The sequence below is a fragment of the Pseudomonas koreensis genome, from assembly GCF_036668835.1.
Lineage (GTDB): Bacteria > Pseudomonadota > Gammaproteobacteria > Pseudomonadales > Pseudomonadaceae > Aquipseudomonas > Aquipseudomonas koreensis_I.
The window spans coordinates 740,239-765,547 of record NZ_JAZEVW010000001.1; the positions used below are offsets into that span (position 1 = coordinate 740,239).

Annotated in this window: 27 protein-coding genes; 9 read left to right on the plus strand and 18 right to left on the minus strand. The window is 61.3% G+C overall.

Annotated features, from left to right (window positions below):
* Positions 1-127 precede the first annotated feature (127 nt).
* Positions 128-898 (minus strand): trans-aconitate 2-methyltransferase, encoded by a 771-nt coding sequence (gene tam, locus V6F91_RS03265; RefSeq protein WP_332762310.1) that lies wholly within the window; start codon positions 896-898, stop codon positions 128-130.
* A 162-nt stretch (positions 899-1,060) separates the two neighbouring features.
* Between tam and V6F91_RS03270 the strand changes: the two genes are divergently transcribed.
* Entirely contained in the window at positions 1,061-1,471 is a 411-nt protein-coding gene (locus V6F91_RS03270) for a low affinity iron permease family protein (protein ID WP_332762312.1), read from the plus strand.
* 339 nt (positions 1,472-1,810) lie between these two features.
* Here V6F91_RS03270 and V6F91_RS03275 read toward each other — a convergent pair whose 3' ends face one another.
* The 5 genes from V6F91_RS03275 to yiaY form a co-directional block, all read right to left on the minus strand.
* Positions 1,811-2,314 carry a DUF4142 domain-containing protein gene (locus tag V6F91_RS03275; RefSeq protein ID WP_332762313.1) on the minus strand — a complete coding sequence of 168 codons (504 nt, stop codon included), beginning with the start codon at positions 2,312-2,314 and terminating at the stop codon, positions 1,811-1,813.
* A gap of 163 nt (positions 2,315-2,477) precedes the next feature.
* Complete coding sequence (locus tag V6F91_RS03280) at positions 2,478-3,116, minus strand: LysE family translocator (RefSeq protein ID WP_332762314.1); 639 nt, start codon at positions 3,114-3,116, stop codon at positions 2,478-2,480.
* Between the two features lie 84 nt (positions 3,117-3,200).
* Positions 3,201-3,914 carry a hypothetical protein gene (locus V6F91_RS03285; RefSeq protein ID WP_332762315.1) on the minus strand — a complete coding sequence of 238 codons (714 nt, stop codon included), beginning with the start codon at positions 3,912-3,914 and terminating at the stop codon, positions 3,201-3,203.
* 38 nt (positions 3,915-3,952) lie between these two features.
* The gene (locus V6F91_RS03290; protein ID WP_332762317.1) at positions 3,953-4,678 is read right to left on the minus strand and encodes a hypothetical protein; all 726 of its coding nucleotides are present in this window, start codon (positions 4,676-4,678) and stop codon (positions 3,953-3,955) included.
* Positions 4,679-4,795: 117 nt separating this feature from the next.
* On the minus strand, positions 4,796-5,944 hold the full coding sequence (yiaY, locus tag V6F91_RS03295) for an L-threonine dehydrogenase (RefSeq protein ID WP_332762319.1): 1,149 nt from the start codon (positions 5,942-5,944) through the stop codon (positions 4,796-4,798).
* 153 nt (positions 5,945-6,097) lie between these two features.
* On the opposite strand from yiaY, the gene V6F91_RS03300 reads away from it, so the two are divergent.
* Positions 6,098-7,117, plus strand: coding sequence for a DUF4917 family protein (locus V6F91_RS03300; protein WP_332762321.1), 1,020 nt, complete (start codon positions 6,098-6,100; stop codon positions 7,115-7,117).
* Between the two features lie 165 nt (positions 7,118-7,282).
* Here the strand turns inward: V6F91_RS03300 and V6F91_RS03305 are convergent, their stop codons facing one another.
* Together V6F91_RS03305 and V6F91_RS03310 are read right to left on the minus strand one after the other, a co-directional pair.
* Positions 7,283-7,627, minus strand: a complete 345-nt coding sequence (locus tag V6F91_RS03305; RefSeq protein ID WP_093103876.1) for a YegP family protein — start codon at positions 7,625-7,627, stop codon at positions 7,283-7,285.
* 162 nt (positions 7,628-7,789) lie between these two features.
* Entirely contained in the window at positions 7,790-8,371 is a 582-nt protein-coding gene (locus V6F91_RS03310; protein ID WP_332762324.1) for a DJ-1/PfpI family protein, read from the minus strand.
* 259 nt (positions 8,372-8,630) lie between these two features.
* Here V6F91_RS03310 and V6F91_RS03315 point away from each other — a divergent pair, with 259 nt between their 5' ends.
* Positions 8,631-9,536, plus strand: coding sequence for a DMT family transporter (locus V6F91_RS03315; RefSeq protein ID WP_332762325.1), 906 nt, complete (start codon positions 8,631-8,633; stop codon positions 9,534-9,536).
* 65 nt (positions 9,537-9,601) lie between these two features.
* Here the strand turns inward: V6F91_RS03315 and V6F91_RS03320 are convergent, their stop codons facing one another.
* The 4 genes from V6F91_RS03320 to V6F91_RS03335 form a co-directional block, all read right to left on the minus strand.
* Positions 9,602-10,828, minus strand: a complete 1,227-nt coding sequence (locus V6F91_RS03320; RefSeq protein ID WP_332762327.1) for an SAM-dependent methyltransferase — start codon at positions 10,826-10,828, stop codon at positions 9,602-9,604.
* 163 nt (positions 10,829-10,991) lie between these two features.
* The gene (locus tag V6F91_RS03325) at positions 10,992-11,609 is read right to left on the minus strand and encodes a TPM domain-containing protein (RefSeq protein WP_332762329.1); all 618 of its coding nucleotides are present in this window, start codon (positions 11,607-11,609) and stop codon (positions 10,992-10,994) included.
* Between the two features lie 33 nt (positions 11,610-11,642).
* Complete coding sequence (locus V6F91_RS03330) at positions 11,643-12,398, minus strand: TPM domain-containing protein (RefSeq protein WP_332762331.1); 756 nt, start codon at positions 12,396-12,398, stop codon at positions 11,643-11,645.
* Between the two features lie 25 nt (positions 12,399-12,423).
* Positions 12,424-13,032, minus strand: coding sequence for a LemA family protein (locus V6F91_RS03335; protein WP_332762332.1), 609 nt, complete (start codon positions 13,030-13,032; stop codon positions 12,424-12,426).
* Between the two features lie 252 nt (positions 13,033-13,284).
* Here V6F91_RS03335 and bglX point away from each other — a divergent pair, with 252 nt between their 5' ends.
* On the plus strand, positions 13,285-15,576 hold the full coding sequence (gene bglX / locus V6F91_RS03340; protein ID WP_332762333.1) for a beta-glucosidase BglX: 2,292 nt from the start codon (positions 13,285-13,287) through the stop codon (positions 15,574-15,576).
* A 131-nt stretch (positions 15,577-15,707) separates the two neighbouring features.
* On the opposite strand, the gene V6F91_RS03345 is transcribed toward bglX, so the two are convergent.
* From V6F91_RS03345 to V6F91_RS03365, 5 genes are all read right to left on the minus strand, one after another.
* The gene (locus V6F91_RS03345) at positions 15,708-16,865 is read right to left on the minus strand and encodes a phosphatidylserine/phosphatidylglycerophosphate/cardiolipin synthase family protein (protein WP_332762335.1); all 1,158 of its coding nucleotides are present in this window, start codon (positions 16,863-16,865) and stop codon (positions 15,708-15,710) included.
* Position 16,866: 1 nt separating this feature from the next.
* Complete coding sequence (locus V6F91_RS03350; RefSeq protein ID WP_332762337.1) at positions 16,867-17,457, minus strand: YceI family protein; 591 nt, start codon at positions 17,455-17,457, stop codon at positions 16,867-16,869.
* A 170-nt stretch (positions 17,458-17,627) separates the two neighbouring features.
* Complete coding sequence (locus tag V6F91_RS03355) at positions 17,628-17,924, minus strand: amidase (protein WP_332762339.1); 297 nt, start codon at positions 17,922-17,924, stop codon at positions 17,628-17,630.
* Positions 17,921-18,994: a serine hydrolase gene (locus V6F91_RS03360; RefSeq protein WP_332762341.1), complete on the minus strand. Its 1,074-nt coding sequence runs from the start codon at positions 18,992-18,994 to the stop codon at positions 17,921-17,923. The genes V6F91_RS03355 and V6F91_RS03360 overlap by 4 nt, the downstream gene beginning before the upstream one ends.
* A 167-nt stretch (positions 18,995-19,161) precedes the next feature.
* A complete protein-coding gene (locus tag V6F91_RS03365) occupies positions 19,162-20,034 on the minus strand; it encodes an acyl-CoA dehydrogenase family protein (protein ID WP_332762342.1) in 873 nt (290 codons plus the stop codon).
* Positions 20,035-20,187: 153 nt separating this feature from the next.
* Here V6F91_RS03365 and olsB point away from each other — a divergent pair, with 153 nt between their 5' ends.
* Both olsB and V6F91_RS03375 read left to right on the plus strand, forming a co-directional pair.
* Positions 20,188-20,943, plus strand: a complete 756-nt coding sequence (olsB, locus tag V6F91_RS03370) for an L-ornithine N(alpha)-acyltransferase (protein WP_332762344.1) — start codon at positions 20,188-20,190, stop codon at positions 20,941-20,943.
* On the plus strand, positions 20,943-21,737 hold the full coding sequence (locus V6F91_RS03375; protein WP_332762345.1) for a lysophospholipid acyltransferase family protein: 795 nt from the start codon (positions 20,943-20,945) through the stop codon (positions 21,735-21,737). Before olsB ends, V6F91_RS03375 begins: the two co-directional genes overlap by 1 nt.
* A gap of 105 nt (positions 21,738-21,842) precedes the next feature.
* Here the strand turns inward: V6F91_RS03375 and V6F91_RS03380 are convergent, their stop codons facing one another.
* Complete coding sequence (locus V6F91_RS03380; RefSeq protein ID WP_332762347.1) at positions 21,843-22,427, minus strand: ACP phosphodiesterase; 585 nt, start codon at positions 22,425-22,427, stop codon at positions 21,843-21,845.
* Positions 22,428-22,594: 167 nt separating this feature from the next.
* Here V6F91_RS03380 and V6F91_RS03385 point away from each other — a divergent pair, with 167 nt between their 5' ends.
* Genes V6F91_RS03385 through V6F91_RS03395 form a run of 3 tightly spaced genes read left to right on the plus strand, consistent with a single transcriptional unit; the run spans position 22,595 to position 25,175 of the window.
* Positions 22,595-22,897, plus strand: coding sequence for an ArsR/SmtB family transcription factor (locus tag V6F91_RS03385; protein WP_007917068.1), 303 nt, complete (start codon positions 22,595-22,597; stop codon positions 22,895-22,897).
* A gap of 33 nt (positions 22,898-22,930) precedes the next feature.
* Positions 22,931-24,097: an MFS transporter gene (locus tag V6F91_RS03390; protein WP_332762349.1), complete on the plus strand. Its 1,167-nt coding sequence runs from the start codon at positions 22,931-22,933 to the stop codon at positions 24,095-24,097.
* A 28-nt stretch (positions 24,098-24,125) separates the two neighbouring features.
* Positions 24,126-25,175, plus strand: coding sequence for an alkene reductase (locus tag V6F91_RS03395; RefSeq protein WP_258450212.1), 1,050 nt, complete (start codon positions 24,126-24,128; stop codon positions 25,173-25,175).
* Positions 25,176-25,309 lie beyond the last annotated feature (134 nt).

Below are 25,309 nucleotides of genomic sequence, written 5' to 3' on the forward strand. Positions count from 1 at the left end.
CCCAGCACCCGCTAAATCACCGGCACAACGTTACCCGGGCCCTGATACACCGCCAGCTCGCCCAGCATGACCACCTGAACCAATGCGCCGAACGCAGGATATAAAAGCGAGCCTGCGGAGGTTTTTTTCAGCGCGTCGCAACAATAAACAACCGCGGAAACGGCAACAGCACCGAGCCATCCGCCAATGCTGGATAAGCCTCTGCAACCGCCGCCAGATATTGCTGCAGATACTGCGTCCGTTCCTCTTCGGTCAACGGGCTCAGAAACGGAATCAACCCGCTCCCCTTGAACCACTCAACGACCCCCGCCGCCCCACCAGACAACTGATGGTGATAAGTCGTACGCCACACATCGACCCGCGCGCAGTGCGGACGCAGCATGGAAAAGTACTCGCTGGCGCTGGCCATGTCGGTGCGCTGCCCTGCCGCACCGGCGAGCTTGCTCGCCCATGGGCCATTGGCGGCGACTTCGCGCATCAGTCGGTGTGAGGGTTCATTGAGGTTGTCGGGCATCTGGATCGCCAGACTGCCGCCCGCTGACAGCTTGCCTGCCAGTGCCGGCAGCAACGTCGCGTGATCCGGTACCCATTGCAGCACCGCATTGGCGAAGATCACATCGAACGGACCTGCATCCGCCCATTGATCAATCTCGGCCACCTCGAACTGCAACTGCGGCAAGCGCTGGCGTGCCGCATCGATCATGTCCGCCGAGCTATCGAGCCCACTGACCCTTGCCGCAGGAAACCGCTGCACCAGCAACTCCGTGGAGTTACCGGGACCGCACCCGATATCGACCACCGCTTGCGCGTTTACGGCAGGAATCGCCGCCAGCAAATCACGGGCCGGGCGGGTGCGTTCATCTTCGAAAGCGACGTATTGTCTGGCGGACCAGGTCATTGCGTTCTCCTGTCGGGGTAGTTTAGCGGCGGGTCACCATACCGCGATCCGACGCACCTGCCTTCCCTACCAACGTCCAGTATTCGGAGCTCAATTGTAATTAGAATTTTCCAAGCGCAGCGACTGTCTCAATTCCAAGCTCGTTGAAAAAGGAACGCAGTCATGAAATTCGCAAAAATCGCCCAAAAACTCGCCCTGTGGGCCGGTAGCCCGAAGACGTTCATGGGCGCGTTGATCCTGATCGGGTTATGGGGTTTGAGCGGACCGATCTTTGGTTACAACGATACCTGGCAACTGATCATTAACACCTCGACCACGATCATTACGTTCCTGATGGTGTTCCTGATCCAGAACACGCAGAACCGTGACACCGACATTCTGCATCTCAAGCTTGATGAGTTGCTGCGGGTCAACAAGGAAGCGCAGAACGCCATGCTGGGGCTGGAGGCATTGGACCTGAAACAACTGGAGGCGCTGCGCCGACATTACCGCGCTCTGGGCGAGAACCAAGTGTTCGAGCTAGAGGGGCTCGGTGACAAGAGCAAGCCAAAGCAGGATTTGAATGAGTGCTGAGCAGTCCGCAGTGTAAACCCACCCTGTGTGCGAGCCTGCCCGCGATGGCGTGAGCCCAGCCAGATCACCCTCGCCTGAAACACCGTTTTCGCGAGCAAGCTCGCTCCCACAGTGGGCTCGTGAGTTACCCACGATTGTGCATGCACCGCAAAAACCTGTGGGAGCGAGCGTGCTCGCGAAGGCGTCCGTCCAGCCGAAACATCAGCGCCTGACACACCGTCATCGCCAGCAGGCTCGCTCCCACAGGGGACGCGTCGCAGGCATAAAAAAACCTTCGGCAGTGCCTGCATCAAGCAGGCTCTGCGAAGGTTTCGGTGATGCCTGGATCAGCTTGAGAATTTAGCGACTGGCCTGTAAAGCCCGGGCCTTCTCCAGATGGCTTTGCAGTTTCGGCAAAGTCTCATCGGCAAACGCTTTGATTTCCGGCACGTCGGTGGTCTGTGCCTGTTGCTCGATCTGGGTGATGGCTTCTTCGGTGGCCTTGACCTGACTGGCCGCGTAGGCCTGATCGAAGGTCGCGCCATCCTTGACTTCCGGCATCAGTTCCTTGGCCTTGTCGGCGAGTTCTTCGCGCGGCGCAACGGGCAAGTCGAGCTTCTTGGCGATTTTCGCCAGGTGCTGGTTGGCCGTGGTGCGGTCGTTGATGACGACGATGGTGTAATCCTTGACCTCTTTCGATTCGGTCTTGCCGTGGGCCTGACGGCTGGCTTCGATGTCGGCCATGCCTTTGGCGGAAGCATCGTTGATGAATTCGGCAGGCGACTGGGCGAACGCACTGCTGGCGCACAGGCCCAGCAGCGTTGCAAAACTGGCGTTACGTAAACGGGTGGCCATCCGGCTCATGGTCGCGCCCTCCTTCAATGAATATTCAAGCGGGCCATGATTCGCCCGCTGCTTAAATGCACTCGGCGGACAATCGTCCGCCTCAGTTAGGAATGTTTAAACGGTCAAAGGTTTAGAAAAACTGGCCCGGGCACGACGAACGGCGCGAATGGCAAAACCGGCTTCAACCCTTGTTCGGCATCAAACCCGGCAGCGCATGCATCAGCGCGTTGATGGCGAACCCGATGAACATCACCCCACACAGGCGCGTGATCAACAATTCGTGGCGTTGATAAACACTGCGTACGCGATGGGCGCCGACCACGCCCACCAGAATCGCGTACGCCAGCGCGCCGCCGACGAAACTCAGGGCGATCAGCGCTGGCAGCATCGACCAGTTAAGCAGCTGGGCGCGGCTCGACAGCAGCGCAGTGAACGTCGCCACGGCCACCGGGTAGGCCTTGGGATTGGTCAGACCGAAGACAATGCCGTGCCAGAACGGCTGTCGCGCGGCGCCTTGCGCTTCTTCGCCATTGCGCCGTTGGGCACGCACCGCACGCCAGCCGAGCCAGAACAGATACAGCGCGCTGAGCACACCGAGCACATCAAACGCCGTGCTGCCAATTTCCCGGGCGCCGACAATTGCGATCAACGCCGTGCTGCACCAGACCACATCACCGAGCAAATGCCCACACAGAAACCCCGCCCCGGCCCGCCGCCCATGCGCTGCACCGATGCCGAACACCGCGAGCACGCCCGGTCCCGGGGTGATGCCGTAGATGAAACCCGAGGCCAGCACGGCCATAAACAACGATGGAGTCATAGGGAACCTGCAAGCGCCAAGACACGTGGCGGCCAGTCTATATCAGCCGCGAGGTGAGATCGCCGACCGGTTGAAGATCATGAATCAATAACCCCTGAAGTCCTCGGGAACGACATATTGCTCGCCGTCGTAAGTCAGGGTGATGCGGGTCTGTTTCAGTGGGGTCGTGTTGGACACGCACTCCCGTCCCGACCGCGTGTTTTTGGTCTTGCTGCCACGGCTGGTGACAATCAGGTCGGCCAGGCCATGGTGGCTGGAGGGGCCGATTTCCACGCTGCGGCGAATCTTCTTCTCATAGCCTTCGCAATCCACGAACTCGCCATTGCTCTTGGCAATCACCAACCCCTCCAGCACCGGGCGCAGCGCATTGCCTTCGCGCACATACAGGGCCAGATCGGTTTTTTCGTAGGGGTTGGCCTGCGAGCTGTGCGAAAACCTGGAGCGCAGGCCAAAAGCCCTGACCTCCGGCGCCAGCCGATAACGGGCCGTGTCGATACGCAGATCATCAAAGCGCACGGCATCGGAGTTGTACGCCCCCGGCTTGCGGTAGGTGGCGACGGGTTTGGCGCTGCTCGCGTCGACGACTGCCAGATCCAGATCGAACACACCGGCCTCATCGTCACCGGGGTCGGCCAGATACGTCGAGGTCACCGCAATCGCCTGGTTCTGCACCGCAGGCCAGACCTTGCAGCGTGACAGGGACTTGCCGTCGAAGGCCTTGATGTCGCAAGCGGCCTGAGTCTGGAAAGCGCAAGCGAGAACACCAATGGCGATAAGCAGTCTGGTGGGTGGGAACATGGTTCTTCCTTGATGACAGTCGTGTGAATGCAGGTCGATTACAGACCTTTGAAACCTTGTGGCAGAACGTAAGACTTGCCGTCGTAACGCAAGATTGTCGAAACGGGTTTGGACTCGGTGATCTTATCCTTGCAAGCATCGCCCTTGCCCACACTCGAAGTGCCTGTTTCCCTCGTTCTCACGATAAGGTCCGCATAACCATGGGAGCTGGTTTTGGCGATCTCCACGGTTCGGGTGATTTCACTGCGCTCGCCCTCGCAATCACCGTCCCACTCGCCGCCATACTGATAGACCAGCAACTGCTGCAGCACAGGGCGCAGCGTTTGACCTTCTCTGACGAAGAGGGTGAGCTGAGTCTCATCCAGTGGATTGAGTCGGGAGCTATTGGTAAACCGGGTGCGAACACCGAAGGCGCGGAGATCGGGAGCGACCGAATAGCGAGCGGTATCCAGCGTCAGCTCGTACAACGCAACGCCGTTTGATTCGAAGGCACTGTCCTGGTGCAAGGTGGCGATCGGCCCGGCTTGGCCGTCCTGCGCAATAGACAGATCGAGATCATAAAAGCCGCTCGTCTCAACATCAGAGCCGGCTGCCCGCGCGAACGTGGCTTTGGCGCTGATGGACTGCCCCGGATAAGCTGGCCAGTCCTTGCATACAGAAAAATCCGCATTCGCGCTGACTGCAGGAGGCGTGCAATCAGCCCAAGCCTGGCCAGCCATCAACCATCCGCAGAGCGATGCTGCGCTGATCCAAATGGACTTCATTGTCAATTCCCGCTCCTTGAGGACATTTTCAGCTGCGCACTATCCCCTTCTGAACCGGACGATTCAACAAGAGCAGGCCAAATTGCCATTACGTAGGCAGTCGCCGCTGTACCGGTCTCAGAATGCGTTGCGAAAGATCTCCTCGATCTGCCGCTGATCCGCCGCCCGTGGATTGGTCAGTCCGCAAGCATCTTTCAAAGCGTTGGCGGCGAGCAGCGGAATGTCGCTGAGTCTGGCGCCCAGCTCACGCAGGCCGCCGGGAATCTCGACGTCTCTGGCCAGGCTGCGAATCGCGCTGATCGCGGCCTGTGCGCCCTCCTCCGCACTGAAGCCGCGAATGTCCGCTCCCATCGCGTGAGCTACATCTCGCAATCGATTGGCACACACTTGCGCATTGAACGCCTGCACATGGGGCAGCAGCACCGCATTGCAGACGCCGTGCGGCAAGTCATAGAAGCCGCCCAACTGGTGCGCCATCGCATGGACGAAACCCAGCGAGGCATTGTTGAAGGCCATGCCAGCGAGGAACTGCGCGTAGGCCATGTTTTCCCTTGCGGCGAGGTCGCTGCCGTCACGCACCGCCAGGCGCAGGTTGTTGCTGATCAGGCTCATGGCTTTGAGTGCACAGGCATCGGTGATCGGGTTGGCGGCGGTCGAGACATAAGCTTCGATGGCGTGGGTCAGCGCGTCCATGCCGGTGGCCGCGGTCAGGCCTTTGGGCATGGCGACCATCAGTTGCGGGTCGTTGACCGACAACAGCGGCGTGACGTTGCGGTCGACGATGGCCATTTTCACATGGCGCGATTCGTCGGTGATGATGCAGAACCGGGTCATCTCGCTGGCAGTGCCGGCGGTGGTGTTGATGGCGACCAGCGGCAATTGCGGCTTTGCCGATTGATCGACGCCTTCGTAGTCACGAATATGCCCGCCATTGGTTGCGCAGAGGGCGATGCCTTTGGCGCAGTCGTGGGGCGAACCGCCGCCCAGCGAGACGATGAAATCGCAGCCGCTGGCCTGCAAAAGCGCCAGCCCGGCCTCGACATTGGCGATACTCGGGTTGGGTTTGGCGCCGTCGAAAATCACCGAGTCGATATCCTGCATCGCCAGTTTCTCGGCCACCAGAGTGGCGACGCCGGCCTTGGCCAGACCGCTGTCGGTGACGATCATCGCCTTGCGAAAAGCATAGTTGCGGATGGCGACCATGGCCTCGTCGAGGCAGCCGCTGCCCATGATGTTGACCGCCGGAATGAAGAAGGTGCTGCTCATCGTGTGTCTCCTGACTGAGCCGGTTCGAGCGCTGCGCTCCGGCGTATGCACACAGGATCGACCGATCGGTCACGACGGATGTTGATCTGGCTCAATGCCCGCTCGTGATAAAGTCGCCGCCCATCTGCCCCTTTGTTTTGAGACGCCTGCGCAATGACTGATTTTCTGAATGTCGACGCCACCCTCGAAGACTGGAGCGCCCTGCGCGCCGCGACCGATTTCAACGGTTTGCTGGTGGGCAACGGCGCCAGCCGCGCGGTATGGGACGACTTCGGCTACGACTCGCTGTTCGAAAATGCCCGCACCGTGGAAGAAAAACCCCTGAGCGCCTCGGAACTCGCGGTGTTCGACGCGCTGCAAACGCGCAGTTTCGAGCAGGTACTCGGTGCGCTGAAAACCACCAGCCGGGTCAACAAGGCGCTGGCCGTCAGCTCGGCGGCGCCGCGCAATCGCTACTACGCGATCAAGGAAGCGCTGATCAACACCGTGCACGCCATGCACATCCCGTGGCGGCTGGTACAGCCGTCGACGCTGGCGACGCTCAATGAAGAACTGGCGCGCTATCGCACGGTGTTCACCACCAACTACGATTTGCTCAACTACTGGGCGCTGCAGCACAACAGCGCCGTGATCGACGATCTGTTCAACGGCCCGAACGCCAGTTTCGATCTGAGCGAAAGCGCCACTGACAAACCGCGCCTGCTTTACTTGCACGGTGGCCTGCACCTGGTGCGCAACCAGGACGGCACGGCACGCAAACTGACGTCCACCGAGGGCACGCTGCTCGGCAGTTTCGCCATCAACAACACGCTGAAGACGCTCGATGACGTGCCGCTGTTCGTCAGCGAAGGGCCAAGCGCGGACAAGCTCAAGACCATCCGCAGCTCGGATTATTTGTCGTTCTGTTATCAGCAGTTATTGGGGCACAGCGGCAGCCTGTGCATCTTTGGCCATGCCTTGGGTGAGCAGGATGCGCACATCGTCCGCGCACTGCGTCTGGCCAAACCGGCGAGTGTGGCGATCTCGATTTACCCGCGCAGTGCGGCGTTCATCCAGCATCAGAAGCGCCATTACAGCAAGGTGTTCGATGGCACCGGGGTCGAACTGCGGTTCTTTGATGCCAAAAGCCATGCGCTGGGCAATCCGAAGTTGTCGGTGCCGGTCGAGGTTTGATGTAAGCCGAACTGACGCCTTCGCGAGCAAGCTCGCTCCCACAGGGGATCGCATTGCAACTGTAGGAGTGAGCCTGCTCGCGATAGCGGTCTATTGTTTGGCATCTCTATCGAAGCCGATGGCCTCATCGCGAGCAGGCTCGCTCCTACAAGGACCGTGTCGTGTTCAGAGGACGGGCAAGGTCTTGTCCTTGATCACCTTGGTCGCGCCGTTGCTTTTGACGCTGGCGATGCCTTTATCGCAAGCGGCATCCGAGGAGTAAGCCTCGCTGCTGCCGATGACCTGATGGTTGGCCGCTTTCAGATTGAAATACGGGTGGCCGTCCTTGGTCGACTTTTTCTCGTAGCGCTCGTCCACCGCGCTGTTGCTCTGCACCGCGGCGATGCCACCGTCGGCACCGGCGCGCGTGGTGTACAGCTCGCTGGTCAGAATCGTTTCGGCATTCGCCGCTTTGAGCACGAACCTGAATTGGCCGTTGCTGCTCTTGCTGACTTCGTACCATCCGGACATGCGTGTTGCTCCTTGGCGATTTAGGCAGAGTGCGCTTCAAAGTAAAGACCAGCGCAGGCTATCTGTCGCCTGTTGCGGCCCTATCGCCAGCAGGCCGGCTCCCGCACTGGAACGCATTCCCCCGTGGGAGCGAGCCTGCTCGCGAAAGCACCTGTCCGCTCACTACAAAATGATTTGCGTGCCGAGCAGACCGAGGAACCCGGCCAGCCAGTTCGGGTGCGCCGGCCATGCCGGTGCCGTGGCCAGATTGCCCTGCACGTGGCCGTCGGTGACCGCGATGTCGATATAAGTACCACCGGCCAGCCGCACTTCCGGCGCGCAGGCAGGGTAGGCGCTGCATTCGCGTCCCTCGAGTATGCCCGCCGCGGCCAGCAGTTGCGCACCGTGGCAGACCGCGGCGATCGGCTTGCCGGCGTTGTCGAAGGCGCGCACCAGTTCGAGGACTTTCTCGTTCAGCCGCAGGTATTCCGGAGCGCGCCCGCCGGGAATCAGCAGCGCGTCGTAATCGGCCTCGCTGACCTTGGCGAAGTCGAAATTCAGGGCAAACAGATGGCCGGGTTTTTCGCTGTAGGTCTGATCGCCTTCGAAGTCATGAATCGCGGTGCGCACGGTTTGCCCGGCGGCCTTGTCCGGGCACACGGCATGCACGCTGTGACCGACCATTTGCAGGGCCTGGAATGGCACCATCACTTCGTAGTCTTCGACGTAATCGCCGACCAGCATGAGGATTTTTTTGGCAGGCATGAGGAGGTCTCCTGTGAGAAAGGTCCGGGAGTATTCAAGGTAGACCGAATTCCGCAGACAGGTGCCGCGACCGGGTCATCGTTCATCGCGAGCAGGCTCACTCCTACAGTTGGAATGCGTTCCCCCTGTGGGAGCGAGCCTGCTCGCGAAGAGGCCGTCAAACTGTACGGATAAGTCTGTGCCTAGCTGTAACAGCCACAAGGCCATGGTTTATGGCTTTATGAAGCTCTTTCCAGCCACCTCAATTCCGGTCCCCCTCATGTCCTCGCGCGAAAACACCGGCATGGCCCTCGGCCTGCTCGGTGTGGTGATTTTCAGCCTGACCCTGCCCTTCACCCGCATCGTGGTGCAGGAAATGCATCCGCTGCTCAACGGTCTGGGGCGGGCGCTGTTCGCGGCGATTCCGGCGGCGCTGCTGCTGTTGTGGCGTCGCGAGAAGTGGCCGAGCTGGCAGCAGGTCAAAGGCCTGAGCCTGGTCATCGCCGGGGTGATTCTGGGTTTTCCGGTGTTGTCAGCGTGGGCCATGCAAACCTTGCCGGCATCCCACGGTGCGCTGGTCAATGGTTTGCAACCGCTGTGCGTGGCGCTGTACGCGGCATGGCTGTCCCATGAGCGGCCGTCAAAAGCCTTCTGGGCCTGCGCCGCGTTAGGCAGTGCGTTGGTGCTCGGTTACGCGTTGTACACCGGGGCGGGCAGCATTCAGGCCGGGGATCTGCTGATGCTCGGGGCGATTGCTGTCGGTGGGCTGGGTTACGCAGAGGGCGGCCGCTTGGCTAAAGAAATGGGTGGCTGGCAGGTGATCTGCTGGGCGCTGGTGCTGTCGACGCCGCTGCTGATCGGGCCGGTGTTGTACCTGGCCCTGCAACATCAGGGTGCGGTGTCGACCACGGCCTGGTGGGCGTTTGGGTATGTTGCGCTGTTTTCGCAGTTTCTCGGATTTTTCGCCTGGTACGCCGGGCTGGCCATGGGCGGCATCGCCCGGGTCAGTCAGATCCAGTTGCTGCAGATTTTCTTCACCATCGCCTTTTCGGCGCTGTTTTTTGGCGAACACGTTGAGCCGATCACCTGGGTATTTGCCTGCGGCGTAATTGCCACGGTCATGCTCGGGCGCAAGACTGCAGTCAAATCAAATGTGGGAGCGAGCTTGCTCGCGAAGGGGCCGTAACCGGCGACGTCATCGTCGTCTGTCAGTCCGCTTTCGCGAGCAGGCTCGCTCCCACAGGGTCAGCGTCAGGCCAGGTAGCCGTCGGCACGCAGAAGGGTTTCCAGGCAGTGTTCGCTGATGTGGTAGAACGCTTTCAATTCTTCAATTTTCGCCAACAGCTGCACCGGGGCCACTGGCTCGGCGCGTTTCACCGCCAGGATCATCTTGTTCTTGTTGGTGTGTTCCAGCGAAATGAACTCGAACACTTTGGTTTCGTAACCACAGGCTTCGAGGAACAGCGCACGCAGGCTGTCGGTGACCATTTCCGCTTGCTGGCCCAGGTGCAGGCCGTATTGCAGCATCGGTTTGAGCAGCGCCGGGCTCTGGATCTGCAGGCGGATCTGCTTGTGGCAGCACGGCGAGCACATGATGATCGACGCGCCCGAGCGAATGCCGGTGTGGATCGCGTAATCGGTGGCGATGTCGCAGGCATGCAGGGCGATCATCACGTCAAGCTCGCTCGGCGCGACACTGCGCACGTCGCCGCACTTGAACACCAGCCCCGGATGTTCGAGTTTCGCCGCCGCGGTGTTGCATAGATTGACCATCTCCTCGCGCAACTCGACGCCGGTGACTTCGCCTTCGGCTTTCAGGGTGTTGCGCAGATAATCGTGAATCGCGAACGTCAGATAGCCCTTGCCCGAACCGAAATCCGCTACCCGCACCGGCTTGTCCAGGGCCAGCGGTGACGAGGTCAGCGCGTGGCTGAAGACTTCAATGAACTTGTTGATCTGCTTCCACTTGCGCGACATCGCCGGAATCAGCTCGTGCTGGGCATTGGTCACGCCAAGGTCTTGGAGGAACGGCCGGCTCAGTTCGAGAAAGCGGTTTTTCTCACGGTTATGCTCGGCAGACGGCGCCTCGCGCAATTGCTGAGGTTTACTCTTGAACAGCGAAGACTTGCCCTTTTTGCTGTATTCCAGCTGTGCTTCATCGCTCAGCGCCAGCAAATGCGCATTCTTGAACGAGGTCGGCAACAGCCCGGCAATTGCCGCTACGCCTTCAGTCAGCGGCAGGTTCTTGGTGATGTCGCGGGTTTTGTAACGGTAGACGAAGGACAGGTTCGGCTGTGCCTTGACCGTCACCGGTTTGATGATCACCCGTTGCAGATCCGCCTCGTCACCGACGTACCTGGCCAGCACCAGTTTGATGAAGCCGTTCTGTTCGAGGCTGGTTTGCAGCAGCTCGAGGAACTGGGCGTGGTGGTCGGGCGCCGACTTTGTGGACGGCGCAGATGGGGCGGTGACGGACATGGAAAAGCAGCCTCGGAAGGGCGAAATCGGGAATGGCGGGTATTTTAGGGGGGATGGGGGCTGGGGACACGTGCTTATTTGCTGAACGGTTGGTTTCAGCAGTTAAAAAGCTACCCTCACCCCAGCCCTCTCCCTCCGGGAGAGGGCTGGGGTGAGGGGCTTTTCAGCCCAACACCACCAACCGATTCGGCAACTCATTCCTCACCTGGGTCACCGGCACATGCACTTTCAACAATTCCCCACACGCCTCGATACAAGTGACAAACCCCTCCAGCGTGCGCCCCTGCCGCACCTGCTCGGTAAACGCCGCAACAATCGCATCCCAGTTCTTGTTGTCCAGACGCCGCGAAATGCCCTCGTCCACCAGAATTTCCACATACCGCTCAGCCTCGCAGACAAAAATCAACATGCCGGTACTGCCGACGGTGTGGTGCAGGTTCTGTTCAAGAAATTGCCGCCGCGCCAGATTCGAGGCGCGCCAGTGGCGCACGCGGCGCGGGACCAGATGGGTGGTGATTTTGGGCAGGCGGAACAGCAGGCACAGCACAATGAACAAACCCCATTGCACCATCAGCAGACTGCGCAGGGTCAGCCAGCCGGTCAGGTAATGCACGACGCCCGGCAGCACCAGCGCCAGCAGACTGGCCCAGAGCAGCGGGATGTACGCATAGTCGTCGGCGCGCGCAGCCAGCACCGTGACCAGTTCGGCGTCGGTGTCGCGTTCGACCCGGGCGATCGCCTCTGCGACTTTGCGTTGTTCATGTTCAGTCAGTAATGCCATGTCGAAAAGTGCCTGCTCGTTATTGTTCTGTGCTCACCAGCCGCCGGACGAACCACCGCCGCCGAAACTGCCCCCGCCGCCGCTGAAGCCACCTCCGCCGCCACCGCCCCCGCCGAATCCACCGCCACCAAAGCCGCCCCCGCCTCCGGAGCCGCCACGGCCGGCGGGCAGGATACCGAGCATCTGGCAGACAAACACCGTCAGGATGAACAACATCACCAAAAACATGAACAGCGCCGGATGCCGCGAGATGAAATCATCCGCCGGGTCGCCACTGGATTCGTACACCGTCGACGGCTCGTCCAGCGGGTTGCCGCCCAGCACCACCAGCATCGCCGCGACGCCGTCACTGATGCCTTTGCTGAAGTTGCCAGCCTTGAACGCAGGCGTGATGACCTGATGGATGATCACTGAAGCCTGCGCATCGGTCAGCCGGTCTTCCAGCCCGTAACCGACCTCGATGCGCAGCTTGCGCTCGTCACGGGCGACGATCAGCAGCGCGCCGTTGTTCTTGTCCTGCTGGCCGATGCCCCAATGCCGGCCCAACTGAACGCCGAAATCTTCGATGGTGGTGCCTTGCAGATCGGGCAGCGTGACCACCACCAACTGCTCGCCGGTCGCCTGTTCGTGAGCCTGCAACTGCTGGTTCAGTTGCGCGCGCAGCGACGGCTCGAGCATCTGCGCCTGATCGACCACGCGCCCGCTCAGCGCCGGGAACGTCAATTCGGCCTGGACGCTGACGGCAAACAGCCAGAGCATCAGCACCAGGCCCGTTTTCAACACGCGCATGCACAACCTCATCGCCAACACTGGATCAGAACTTCACTTGCGGGGCCTTTTCCGCGCCGGGCGTGGTGGCTTCAAAGGTTTCGCGCATCGGCAGGTCGCTGTACATCACGCTGTGCCACAGACGCCCGGGGAAGGTGCGGATCTCGGTGTTGTATTTCTGCACCGCCAGAATGAAATCGCGGCGCGCCACGGCGATGCGGTTTTCCGTGCCCTCAAGTTGCGATTGCAGGGCGAGGAAGTTCTGGTTGGCCTTCAGGTCCGGATAGCGCTCGGAGACCACCATAAGGCGACTCAGTGCGCCGGTCAGCTGATCCTGCGCCTGTTGGAATTGCTTGAGTTTCGCTGGGTCGTCAAGGGTGCTGGCATCGACCTGGATCGACGTGGCCTTGGCCCGCGCTTCGATCACGGCGGTCAGGGTTTCCTGTTCATGGGCGGCGTAGCCCTTCACGGTTTCCACCAGATTGGGGATCAGGTCGGCGCGGCGCTGGTACTGGTTCTGCACCTGGCCCCAGGCGGCTTTGGCCTGTTCGTCGAGGGTCGGGATATTATTGATGCCGCACGCGGTCAAGAACGTAGCCAGCACCAGCAGCGTGGCCACTTGCAAACGTGAACGGTAGGTCGGGTTGATCGTCATTGCGGTGATGCTCCTTGGATTAAAAACCGCGCGCTGAACATTCCGGCACGGCGGTTGGGGCATAATCGGCCCCGCCACTGGATTGCGACGGGCTTATGGGCTAAAAAGTGCCCTTCGCGTTCACGCTGCCGCTGTCGGCTGTGGTTTTTTGGCTCTGAACATTCGAGCCGGCACCCGAACAACAATAGTCGCTCCTTACATTTTGGCTGGCCGGTGTTTCGTCACCGCTTGGGCCCTTGAGAAAAATCATTCATGAAGAAGCTGTGTTTGCTGGGCCTGTTCGTCAGCCTGGCCAGTCACCAGGTACTGGCCGCCACGACTCCGGTCCCTCTGGAAAACAAGGACGCGTTCATCAGCAACCTGATGGGCCAGATGACCCTCGATGAGAAGATCGGCCAGTTGCGCCTGATCAGCATCGGCCCGGAAATGCCCCGCGAGCTGATCCGCAAAGAAATCGCCGCCGGCAACATCGGCGGCACCTTCAATTCGATCACCCGCGCGGAAAACCGGCCGATGCAGGACGCCGCCATGCGCAGCCGCCTGAAGATTCCGATGTTTTTCGCGTACGACGTGATCCACGGTCACCGTACGATTTTCCCGATTCCGCTCGCCCTGGCGTCGAGCTGGGACATGGACGCTATCGGCCAGTCCGGTCGCGTGGCAGCGAAAGAAGCCGCGGCCGACAGCCTCGACATCACCTTCGCGCCGATGGTCGACATTTCCCGCGACCCGCGCTGGGGCCGCAGTTCCGAAGGTTTCGGTGAAGACACCTACCTGACCTCGCGCATTGCCGGGGTCATGGTTCGCGCCTATCAGGGGGCGACCCCGAGCGCCGCCGACAGCATCATGGCCAGCGTCAAGCATTTCGCCCTGTACGGCGCGGTCGAGGGCGGTCGCGACTACAACACCGTCGACATGAGCCCGGTGAAGATGTACCAGGACTACCTGCCGCCATACCGCGCTGCGATCGATGCCGGCGCCGGTGGGGTGATGGTCGCGTTGAACTCGATCAATGGCATTCCGGCCACGGCCAATACCTGGCTGATGAACGATCTGCTGCGCAAGGACTGGGGCTTCAAGGGTCTGGCGGTCAGCGACCACGGGGCGATTTTCGAGCTGATCAAACACGGCGTCGCCCGTGACGGTCGTGAAGCGGCGAAGCTGGCGATCAAGGCCGGCATCGACATGAGCATGAACGACACCCTGTACGGCAAAGAGCTGCCGGGGCTGCTCAAGTCCGGCGAGATCGAACAGAAAGACATCGACAACGCCGTGCGTGAAGTGCTCGCCGCCAAGTACGACATGGGCCTGTTCAAGGACCCGTACCTGCGCATCGGCAAGGCCGAGGATGATCCGGCCGACACCTACGCCGAGAGCCGTCTGCACCGCGCCGAGGCCCGTGAAGTGGCGCGTCGCAGTCTGGTGTTACTGAAGAACCACAACGAAACCCTGCCACTGAAGAAAGACGCAAAAATCGCGCTGGTCGGCCCGCTGGCCAAAGCGCCGATCGACATGATGGGCAGTTGGGCCGCCGCCGGTCGCCCGGCGCAATCGGTGACGCTGTTCGACGGCATGAGCGCGGTGATCGGCGACAAATCCAAGCTGATCTACGCCCGTGGCGCCAACATCACTGGCGACAAGAAGGTCCTCGACTATCTGAACTTCCTCAACTTCGATGCCCCGGAAGTGGTCGATGACCCGCGCCCGGCCAGCGTGCTGATCGACGAAGCGGTGAAAGCCGCCAAAGACGCTGACGTTGTCGTCGCGGCAGTCGGCGAATCCCGTGGCATGTCCCACGAATCCTCGAGCCGCACCGACCTGAACATTCCGCAAACCCAGCGCGAGCTGATCCGCGCGCTGAAAGCCACCGGCAAACCGCTGGTGCTGGTGCTGATGAACGGCCGTCCGCTGACTATTCTCGAAGAAAACCAGTCGGCTGACGCGATTCTGGAAACCTGGTTCAGCGGCACCGAAGGCGGCAATGCGATTGCCGACGTGCTGTTCGGCGACTACAACCCGTCGGGCAAACTGCCGGTGACCTTCCCGCGCTCCGTCGGGCAGATTCCGACCTACTACAACCACCTGAGCATTGGTCGGCCGTTCACCCCGGGCAAACCGGGCAACTACACCTCGCAGTATTTCGATGACACCACCGGGCCGCTGTTTCCGTTCGGTTATGGCCTGAGCTACACCACCTTCGCCCTCAGCGACATGGCCCTGTCGTCGACCACGCTGAATGCCACCGGCAAGCTCGACGCCAGCGTGATGGTCAAGAACACCGGCAAGCGTGACGGCGAAACCGTGGTTCAGCTGTACATCCAGGACGTCACCGGCTCGATGATCCGCCCGGTGAAAGAACTGAAGAACTTCCAGAAGATCATGCTCAAGGCCGGCGAACAGAAAGTCGTGCACTTCACCGTCACTGAGGATGATTTGAAGTTCTACAACGCCCAGCTCAAGTACGCGGCGGAACCCGGCAAGTTCAACGTGCAGATCGGCCTGGATTCGCAAGACGTGACGCAGCAGAGCTTCGAATTGCTGTAATTTTTCAGGTAACACATAAACCTGTGGGAGCTGGCTTGCCAGCGATGGCGGCCTGACAGTCAACTGATATGTTGAATGTGATGGCCTCATCGCTGGCAAGCCAGCTCCCACAGTGTTTTTGGGTGTGCCCGCTACCCGCGTCTATCGAGGATGTTCACCACCAACCGATCCACCCAGCCCCACACTCGCTGCTTGACCCGCCGCCACAACGGCCGGCGCTGCCACTCCTCGAGGCTGACCAACTGACTCAGCCCGAAATCCCTGACAAAACTCGCCTCTACCGCTGCCGTCAACGACGGATCCAGCGCCTCCAGGTTCGCCTCCAGATTGAAGCGCAGGTTCCAGTGATCGAAGTTGCAGGAGCCGATGCTCACCCATTCATCCACCAGCACCATTTTCAGATGCAAAAAGCATGGCTGATATTCGAAGATCTGCACCCCGGCCTTGAGCAGCCGCGGGTAGTAGCGATGCCCGGCGTAGCGCACCGACGGGTGATCGGTGCGCGGTCCGGTCAGCAGCAAACGCACGTCGACACCGCGCGCAGCAGCCTTGCGCAGCGAGCGACGGATTTTCCACGTCGGCAGGAAATACGGTGTGGCCATCCAGATGCGTTCCTGCCCGCTGTTCAGCGCACGGAAAAGCGATTGCAGAATATCGCGATGCTGCCGCGCATCGGCATAAGCCACGCGGCCCATACCCTCGCCCTTGTCCGGCACACGCGGCAAACGCGGCAGGCCGAAATGCGCTGCCGGGCGCCAGGCGCGGCGGTAGCGGTTGGCGATCCACTGGCGATCGAACAGCAATTGCCAGTCGATCACCAGCGGTCCGCTGATCTGCACCATTACTTCGTGCCACTCGCTGGTGTCATGGCCCGGGGTCCAGAACTCATCAGTGACACCGGTGCCGCCGACCACCGCCAGAGATTGATCGACCAGCAGCAGTTTGCGGTGATCGCGATAGAAATTGCCAACCCAGCGCCGCCAGCTCAAGCGGTTATAGAAACGCAATTCAACCCCGGCAGCGGTCAGGCGCTGACGCAAGTGCAAGGTAAACGCGAGGCTGCCGTAATCATCGAACAGGCAACGCACCCGCACGCCGCGCTCAGCTGCCGCCACCAGTGCCTGGACGATGGTGTCGGCGCAGGCGCCGGCCTCGACCAGATACAATTCCAGTTCGATCTGTTCTTTGGCGGCGGCGATGTGCTCGAGCATCCGCGGAAAGAATTGCGGGCCATCGATCAGCAGCTCGAAGCGGTTGCCGTCGCGCCAGGGAAACACTGCGCCGCGCATGTCAGCGCGCCGTGAAGATCAGCACCGCACCCACCGGTACCGACAGACTGATGGCCGACAGATCGGCAAGCTTGCGCAGACTTTCGAGCCCCGGCGCGAGGTCGAAGTCCGCGGCGTTGATCACCAGCGGCTCCAGGGTCACCACTTGAAAACGCCGGTCGTCGAGGCGTGTTGCCAGCAGCTCGGCGGGATATTCGTGTTGCTTGCCATGCAGCTTGACGGTCAGCGGCAGGCGCAATTCCAGCTGCGCGCCGGGGGCCAGATCGTTGATCGGGCGTAAGTCGATCTGCGTGGTGATCGTAGCGTCCGGGAACTGCTCGATCTGGAACAGTTCCTTGCGCATGCGCTCATCGCGCAGCGGGATGCCGCTATTGATCGACTCCAGCTCGACCTCGACTTCGGCCCGTCCATTGGGATCGACCTTGCCGTGCAGCACCAGAAAGCGCTGCACTTCGGAGACACTGGCGTTCTTGGTGCTGACGAACGACAGCCGCGACGACTCGCCGTCCAGATACCAATTGGCTTGAGCCGGCAATGCGGCGGCGGCCAGCAGCAGGCTAGAAAGGGTTGTGTACAGGGAGCGGTTGAACATTGAGCACTCGTGGGGGCGATAAACCTGCACGAACCTTAACCGCCCATCATGTTATTGGAAACCCTGTGGGAGCGAGCCTGCTCGCGAATGCAATGCTCGTCGCACGGCATGTATTGCGGCTGGCGACGATTTCGCGAGCAGGCTCGCTCCCACAGGGGTGATCCGGTGTCTCAGGGAATGAGCCGGCAGCCGTGGCGTTCGATCTGCCACTGCGCGCTGTTGCTGCGGCCCATGCCGCTGACCGTGATGGTTTTGCTGGTGGGGTCATCGATGAATTGGCTGATGGGGAGCCACTGCCTTACATAGCCACGGCAGTATTGCGCGTCGTTGTTCATCACATAACGGCACGAGCAATATTCCTTGGCGGTGTAGGCGCTGATGATGTCCGGGAAGGCCCATAGATTTTCGCGCTCGTAAGCGATCCAGCCGAGCAGCATGACCAACAGCACCAGCAGCAATCGCTTCATGGCTGCACCGCCTTGAGCACGCGCGCGAGCAATTCGTTGTGGCGATAACTGCCATCGCGATCATCGGCGTAGCGCACAATCACCAGTTTCTGGCTGGGAATCACGTACAGCGCCTGACCCCAATGGCCGAGCGCGGCGAAGGTGTCGGGTGGCGCGGCGGGCCATGGCGATGGCGCGCTGGCAATCGCACGATTGAGCCACCAGTGGCCGCCGGGCACGGCTTCGTCCTGACCGGCCTTGTAGCCGGCGAAGGGGTCGCGGTTAAACGCGACCCAGTCCTTGGGCAGCAATTGCCGGTCCTGCCAGCGCCCGTCGCGCGCCATCAGCAGCCCGACCCGCGCCAGATCCCGCGCGGTGAGATAGGCGTAGGACGAAGCGACGAACGTGCCGCTGGCATCGGTTTCCCAGACCGCGTGACGAATGCCCAGCGGTTCGAACAATGCCGTCCACGGGTAATCGGCATAACGCTGCGGGCCGAGCATACCTTTCAACGCGGCGGCGAGCAGGTTGCTGTCGCCGCTGGAATAACGAAACGCATGACCCGGTTCAGCGTAGCTCGGATGATCAGCGGCGAACGCGGCCATGTCGCGATGACCGCGGGTATAGAGCATCGCCACCACCGAGGATTTCAGCGGCGCGTATTCGTAGTCTTCCTGCCAGTCGATGCCCGAGGCCCAGTGCAGCAGGTCGGCGATTTTTAGCGCCGGGCGGTTTGCCAATGGCGGGTAAAACTGCGCGGCCGGGTCTTCGAGCTTGAAGCGGCTTTCGCCATACGCCACGCCGAGCACGGTGGCCATCAGGCTTTTGCTGATCGACCAGGTCAGGTGCGCGGTTTGCGCGGTGGTCGGGCCGGCGTAGCGTTCGTAGATAATCTGGCCGTCGTGGATGATCAGTAGCGCATCGGTGCGGATGCCTTGGCGGGTGACGTCGTCGCGGGGTGGGAAGGCGTACGTCTCCAGTGCTTCGACGTTGGTAATTGCCGGGCCGGTTGGCCATTCTTCGCCCGGCCATTGTTCGGCGTGGACGGTGAAGCTGATCAGCAGCAGGAAGAGCGGCAAGCCTTTGAACATGGTGGGGTCTCGTGGAGAGAACCTGCTGAGATTAGTCGGGGTTGATGACAGATGTGTGGTGATGCTGAGGCCGCTTTCGCGAGCAAGCTCGCTCCCACAGTTGACCGAGTTCCTTCAGTTGGAATGCCATCAAACTGTGGGAGCGAGCTTGCTCGCGAAGAGGCCAGTCAAGCCTGCGCCAAAGCCTTGGCCAACCGCTTGGCCCGAGCCCCCGCTGCCAACTGCATCACCCCCTGATCGCGCTGCCACATCTGCGCACACTCCGAATCAGCCAACGCCAAATCAACCTCAACCTTGAGCGCATCAAACTGCGCAAACAACCCCGCCAACAACACATGCCCCGCCGGATTGTTCGGCGCTTGCCGGCTCACTTCGGCACACCCGGCCAACAGCGCCAGCAAACGCAATTTCAGGGTCTGCGGCCAGTCGCCGTCCTGGCCGACGCCATACAACCACGCGGTCATCGCGCTCAACACGTAGACGTCTTCGAGGGTGCGAAACGGTTTGACGTACGCATCCCAGCCATCGCCGGCGAGCAGTTCGCACAACGCGCCGTCGAGGTGCAGGCGACCGTGGCTGATGTCCGGCATCAACGGCAGCGCCGGCAGTTTTTGCAAGGTCACGCCGGGCTCGCCGGGGTAGACCACCGCCAACGTCAGGCGCGGCGTTTCGCCGGGCTGTTCGCTACGCGCGGCCACCAACAGCCAGTCAGCCGCATCGCCGGCCGTGACGAAATCCTTGCGCCCGCTCAGGCGCATGCCGTTCAGGCGCGTTTGCATGTCCGCCGGGCGCAGGCTGCGCTGTTCGGTGGCGCACAGCGCGCCAAGGCTCAATGGCGCGCTCGGCCAGAGCATGCGCAACGCCGCCTGATAGCCGACGAGGAACGCCAGCCCCGGCGTGGCCATGCGCCGCCCGCCGGCGACTGCCAGTTCGAACGGCGAGACAGTGCCCAGCGTCTGCAACAGTGTCGCGAAACCCTCCGCGAGGTCGGCGACGGCGGGCAAGCGCTCACTACGTTGCAACAGATCTGACCAAAGCACAGGCGGCTCCTTCTGGGCTGTCATATAAGCATCACCGAACGTTCATGGCGATGACACCGGGGCTACTTAGCCTGACTTTGCACAACACGGCTGCATAAAGAAAGTCGATCGGCTGCAACCCATGACGGGTTCAAGGCCCGTACGGAGATTCACATGACGCAAATCGCCCGCATCAGCGACACCGGCAATGAACGCCGCCTGCAAGCAGAACGCCTGGTCGGCACCGAAGCCTTGCAGCAAGCCCAGGCCCTGCGCTTCGCCGTTTTCAGCGGCGAGTTCAACGCCAAATTGAAAGGCGCGGAGCTGGGTCTGGACATGGATGACTATGATGTTCACTGCAGCCACATCGGCGTGCGTGACCTGAACACCGGGCGTCTGGTGGCGACCACCCGTTTGCTCGATCACGCCGCCGCCAGCAGCCTGGGCAAATTTTACAGCGAAGAAGAATTCAGCCTGCATGGCCTTGCGCACCTGCAAGGCCCGATCCTGGAAATCGGCCGCACTTGCGTCGATCCGGCCTACCGCAACGGCGGGACCATCGCTGTGCTCTGGGGCGAATTGGCCGAAGTGCTGAATCAGGGCGGCTACAGCTACCTGATGGGTTGCGCGAGCATTCCGATGCAGGACGGCGGCATTCAGGCCCACGCGATCATGCAGCGCCTGCGCGAACGTTATCTGTGCACCGAACACTTGCGCGCCGAGCCGAAAAAACCGCTGCCAACGCTGGATATTCCTTCCAATGTAATCGCGGAAATGCCGCCGCTGCTCAAGGCTTACATGCGCCTGGGCGCGAAGATTTGCGGCGAGCCGTGCTGGGACGAAGATTTCCAGGTCGCCGACGTGTTCATCCTGCTCAAACGCGACGAACTCTGCCCGCGCTACGCCAAACACTTCAAGGCGGCCGTGTGATGAGCCGGCTGCGGGTGTACGCGCGAATCGCGCGGGTGCTGCTGGTGGTCTCGCTGGGCTTGAGCATGGCCAGCGTGTTCGGGGTGTTCGAGCGCATTGGCCTGGCGCATTCGATGGAGCGGCGCCAGCGCTGGTCGCGCTTTTTCATGGCGCGCCTGAGCAACGCCCTGCCCTTTCGCGTGACCGTGCACGGCGAGCTGCCAAAACAGCCGATGCTGTGGGTCAGCAATCATGTGTCCTGGACCGATATTCCGCTGCTGGGCATGCTCACGCCGCTATCGTTTCTGTCCAAGGCCGAAGTGCGCACCTGGCCGGTGGCCGGCTGGCTCGCGGCCAAGGCCGGCAGCCTGTTCATCCGCCGCGGCTCGGGCGACAGCCAGTTGATTCGCAAACAGATGACCCGCCATCTGCAAAGCGAACACGCCTTGCTGATGTTCCCCGAAGGCACCACCACCGACGGCCGCTCGCTGCGCACTTTTCACGGGCGCTTGTTGGCGGCGGCGATTGATTGCGAAGTGATGCTGCAACCGGTGGCGATTCGTTACCTGCGCAACAGTGAAATCGATACGTTGGCGCCGTTTATTGGCGACGACGATCTGCTCTCGCACCTGATGCGCCTGTTCAGCAATGACTGCGGCGATGTCGAAGTGCATTTGCTCAAACCGATTGCCTGTGAAGGCCGCGAACGCGCCGCACTGGCGTTCGAAGCGCAGCAGGCGGTGCAGAAGGCGTTGTTTGGTGAAGTGGCTAAACCCGCAGAACCGCGTCGCGCAGGCGAATTGATAGCCGCGTGAACATCCAATCCCCTGTGGGAGCGAGCCTGCTCGCGAAGGCATTGTGTCAGTCACCGAATGTGTTTTCTGATGGGACGCTTTCGCGAGCAGGCTCGCTCCCACAGGTCAAATCTGCGATGGTTTCGAGTTTTGGGCAAAGTCCTGCAGTTGTGGGTAAAACAGACTGAAGTCTTCACTCAGCGGTTCATACAATCGCCGCAATTCCTGCATTGCTCCGGCCAACTCTTCGGGCCGGGTCAGCCGCCGCGAAATCCCGCGCAACACCTGCTCCAGCACTTCGAACTGCTGATACGACCCCAGCCAGTCATTGGCAACCATGTGCGGCGCAATCTTCGCTAAACGCTCCGGCAGTTGCCGCTCACTGGAAAGTACCCGGTAAACGCCAGCCGTAAACACCTCCAGCGGTTGCTCGGCGTAGAGCAACCAGTCGCGCGCCAGGCAATGATCGAAAAACACATCAAGGACGATTCCCGCGTAACGTCGGCGGGTTTGCGTAAAGCGCCCAAGGGCAATGTCCACCAGCGGATGGCGATCAGTAAAAACGTCGATGCGACGATGCAGCTGGATCGCCGCTTCGACCTCCGGCGCAAACTGTCCCTGCAGCCGGCCTTTGACGAAATCGCCGTAGAGGCTGCCGAGTAACTGGCCGGGGCGCTGACCGCCCAAATGCAAATGTGCGAGATAGTTCATGGGCGCAGCTTAGCATTGCGCCAGGCGAGCCGGCAGCCCTATATCGTTATAACCCGATATAGCGATTCACGCGCTGACCAGAACGAAATCATATTGGTATATCGCGATCCAACGATTTAAAGTTCGCCTCATCGCGATATATCGCCACTGCCAACACGAGCCCTGCCATGAACCTCGACCTCGACGAAATAATAAAAGCCCTGGCGCACCCAGTACGGCGAGACATCCTCAACTGGCTGAAAGATCCTAAAAACGAATTCCCCGAGCAGTTGCACAACCATGAGTACGGCATCTGCGCCGGGCAGATCGATCAGCGTTGCGGCCTATCGCAATCGACCGTTTCCGCGCATCTGGCGACCCTGCAACGCGCCGGTCTGATCAGCAGCCAGAAGGCCGGGCAATGGCACTTTTTCAAACGTAACGAGGACGTGATCCAGGCGTTCCTCAGCACCCTCAGTAAAGAGCTCTGACCCTTGACGTCAGTCAGCCGCAAGGAACCCCGCATGCCCCTCTCGCTTCTCATCCTCGCCTTGAGCGCCTTCGCCATCGGCACCACCGAATTCGTCATCATGGGCCTGTTGCCCGATGTCGCGGCCGACCTCGGTGTGTCGATTCCCGGCGCCGGCTGGCTGGTGACCGGTTACGCCCTTGGCGTGGCTATCGGCGCGCCGTTCATGGCAATGGCCACGGCGAAACTGCCACGCAAGGCGGCACTGGTCGCGCTGATGGGCATCTTCATCGTCGGCAATCTGCTTTGCGCCATCGCCAGTGATTACAACGTGCTGATGTTCGCCCGTGTGGTCACCGCGCTGTGCCACGGTGCGTTCTTCGGCATTGGCTCGGTGGTGGCGGCCAATCTGGTCGCGCCGAACAAACGTGCTTCCGCTGTAGCGCTGATGTTCACCGGCCTGACCCTGGCCAACGTGCTCGGCGTGCCGCTCGGTACGGCGCTGGGTCAGCAAGCGGGCTGGCGCTCGACATTCTGGGCGGTGACCGTGATCGGCGTAATTGCGCTCATCGGTCTGATCCGCTTCCTGCCAGCCAAGCGTGACGAAGAAAAACTCGACATGCGCGCCGAACTCGCGGCCCTCAAAGGCGCCGGTATCTGGCTGTCGCTGAGCATGACCGCACTGTTCGCCGCCTCGGTCTTTACCCTGTTCACTTATGTTGCGCCGCTGCTCGGTGAAGTCACCGGCGTCTCGCCGCGTGGCGTGACCTGGACGCTGATGCTGATCGGCCTCGGTCTGACCGTCGGCAACATCATCGGCGGCAAACTCGCCGACAAAGGCATGGCTGCCACGCTGATCGGCGTGTTCATCGCCATGGCCGTGATCTCCACGGTGCTGAGCTGGACCAGCGTGGCGCTGATCCCGAGCGAAATCACCCTGTTCCTCTGGGCCACCGCGTGTTTCGCCGCGGTGCCGGCGCTGCAGGTCAATGTGGTGACCTTCGGCAAGGCAGCACCGAACCTCGTCTCGACCCTGAACATCGGCGCGTTCAACGTCGGCAACGCCCTCGGCGCCTGGGTCGGTGGCACGGTCATCGCCCACGGTTACGGCCTGACCCGCGTGCCGCTGGCCGCCGCCGCGCTGGCCGTACTGGCGCTGCTGGTGACCCTGATTACTTTCCGCCAGAACGGCAATGCCGAGCTGGCCGCTGCATCCAACTGATCAACTTTCCATCGAGAGGCTTGTAGACATGGCGACTATTTTTGACCCGATCAAACTCGGCGATATCGAGCTGAGCAACCGCATCATCATGGCCCCGCTGACCCGCTGCCGCGCCGACGAAGGCCGCGTGCCGAATGCGCTGATGGCCGAGTATTACGTACAGCGCGCCTCGGCCGGCCTGATCCTCAGCGAAGCCACCTCAGTGACGCCGATGGGCGTCGGCTACCCGGACACCCCGGGCATCTGGTCCAACGACCAGGTGCGTGGTTGGGCCAACGTGACCAAAGCCATCCACGGCGCAGGCGGCAAGATCTTCCTGCAACTGTGGCACGTCGGTCGCATCTCTCATCCCTCGTACCTCAACGGTGAAGCGCCGGTAGCGCCGAGCGCGATTCAGCCTAAAGGCCACGTCAGCCTGGTGCGTCCATTGGCCGATTACCCGACCCCGCGTGCGCTGGAAACCGCTGAAATCGCCGACATCGTCGACGCCTACCGCACCGGTGCCGAAAACGCCAAAGCTGCCGGTTTCGATGGCGTAGAAATCCACGGCGCCAACGGCTACCTGCTCGACCAGTTCCTGCAAAGCAGCACCAACCAGCGCACCGACCAGTACGGTGGCTCGCTGGAAAACCGTGCACGTCTGCTGCTGGAAGTGACCGACGCCGCGATCGAAGTCTGGGGCGCCGGCCGTGTCGGTGTGCACCTGGCGCCACGGGCCGACTCCCACGACATGGGCGACGACAACCTGGCGGAAACCTTTACCTACGTCGCGCGGGAACTGGGCAAACGCGGTATCGCGTTCATTTGCTCGCGCGAAAAAGAAGGCGCCGACAGCCTTGGTCCACAGCTGAAAGAAGCGTTTGGCGGCCCGTACATCGCCAACGAGAAGTTCACCAAGGACAGCGCCAACGAGTGGCTGGCGGCTGGCAAGGCCGATGCGGTGGCGTTCGGCGTGCCGTTCATTGCCAACCCGGACCTGCCGGCGCGCTTGAAGGCCGATGCGCCCCTGAATGAGCCGCATCCGGAGACTTTCTACGGTAAGGGGCCGGTGGGTTATATCGATTATCCGACGTTGTAAGCGATAGCGTAGAAATGAAGAAGCCCCCGACTTGTTAGAGTTGGGGGCTTTTTTGTGTTCGGCTGGAAATATGTTGCGTGGTTTAGGACGTAGCCCCTCACCCCAGCCCTCTCCCGAGGGAGAGGGAGCCGATT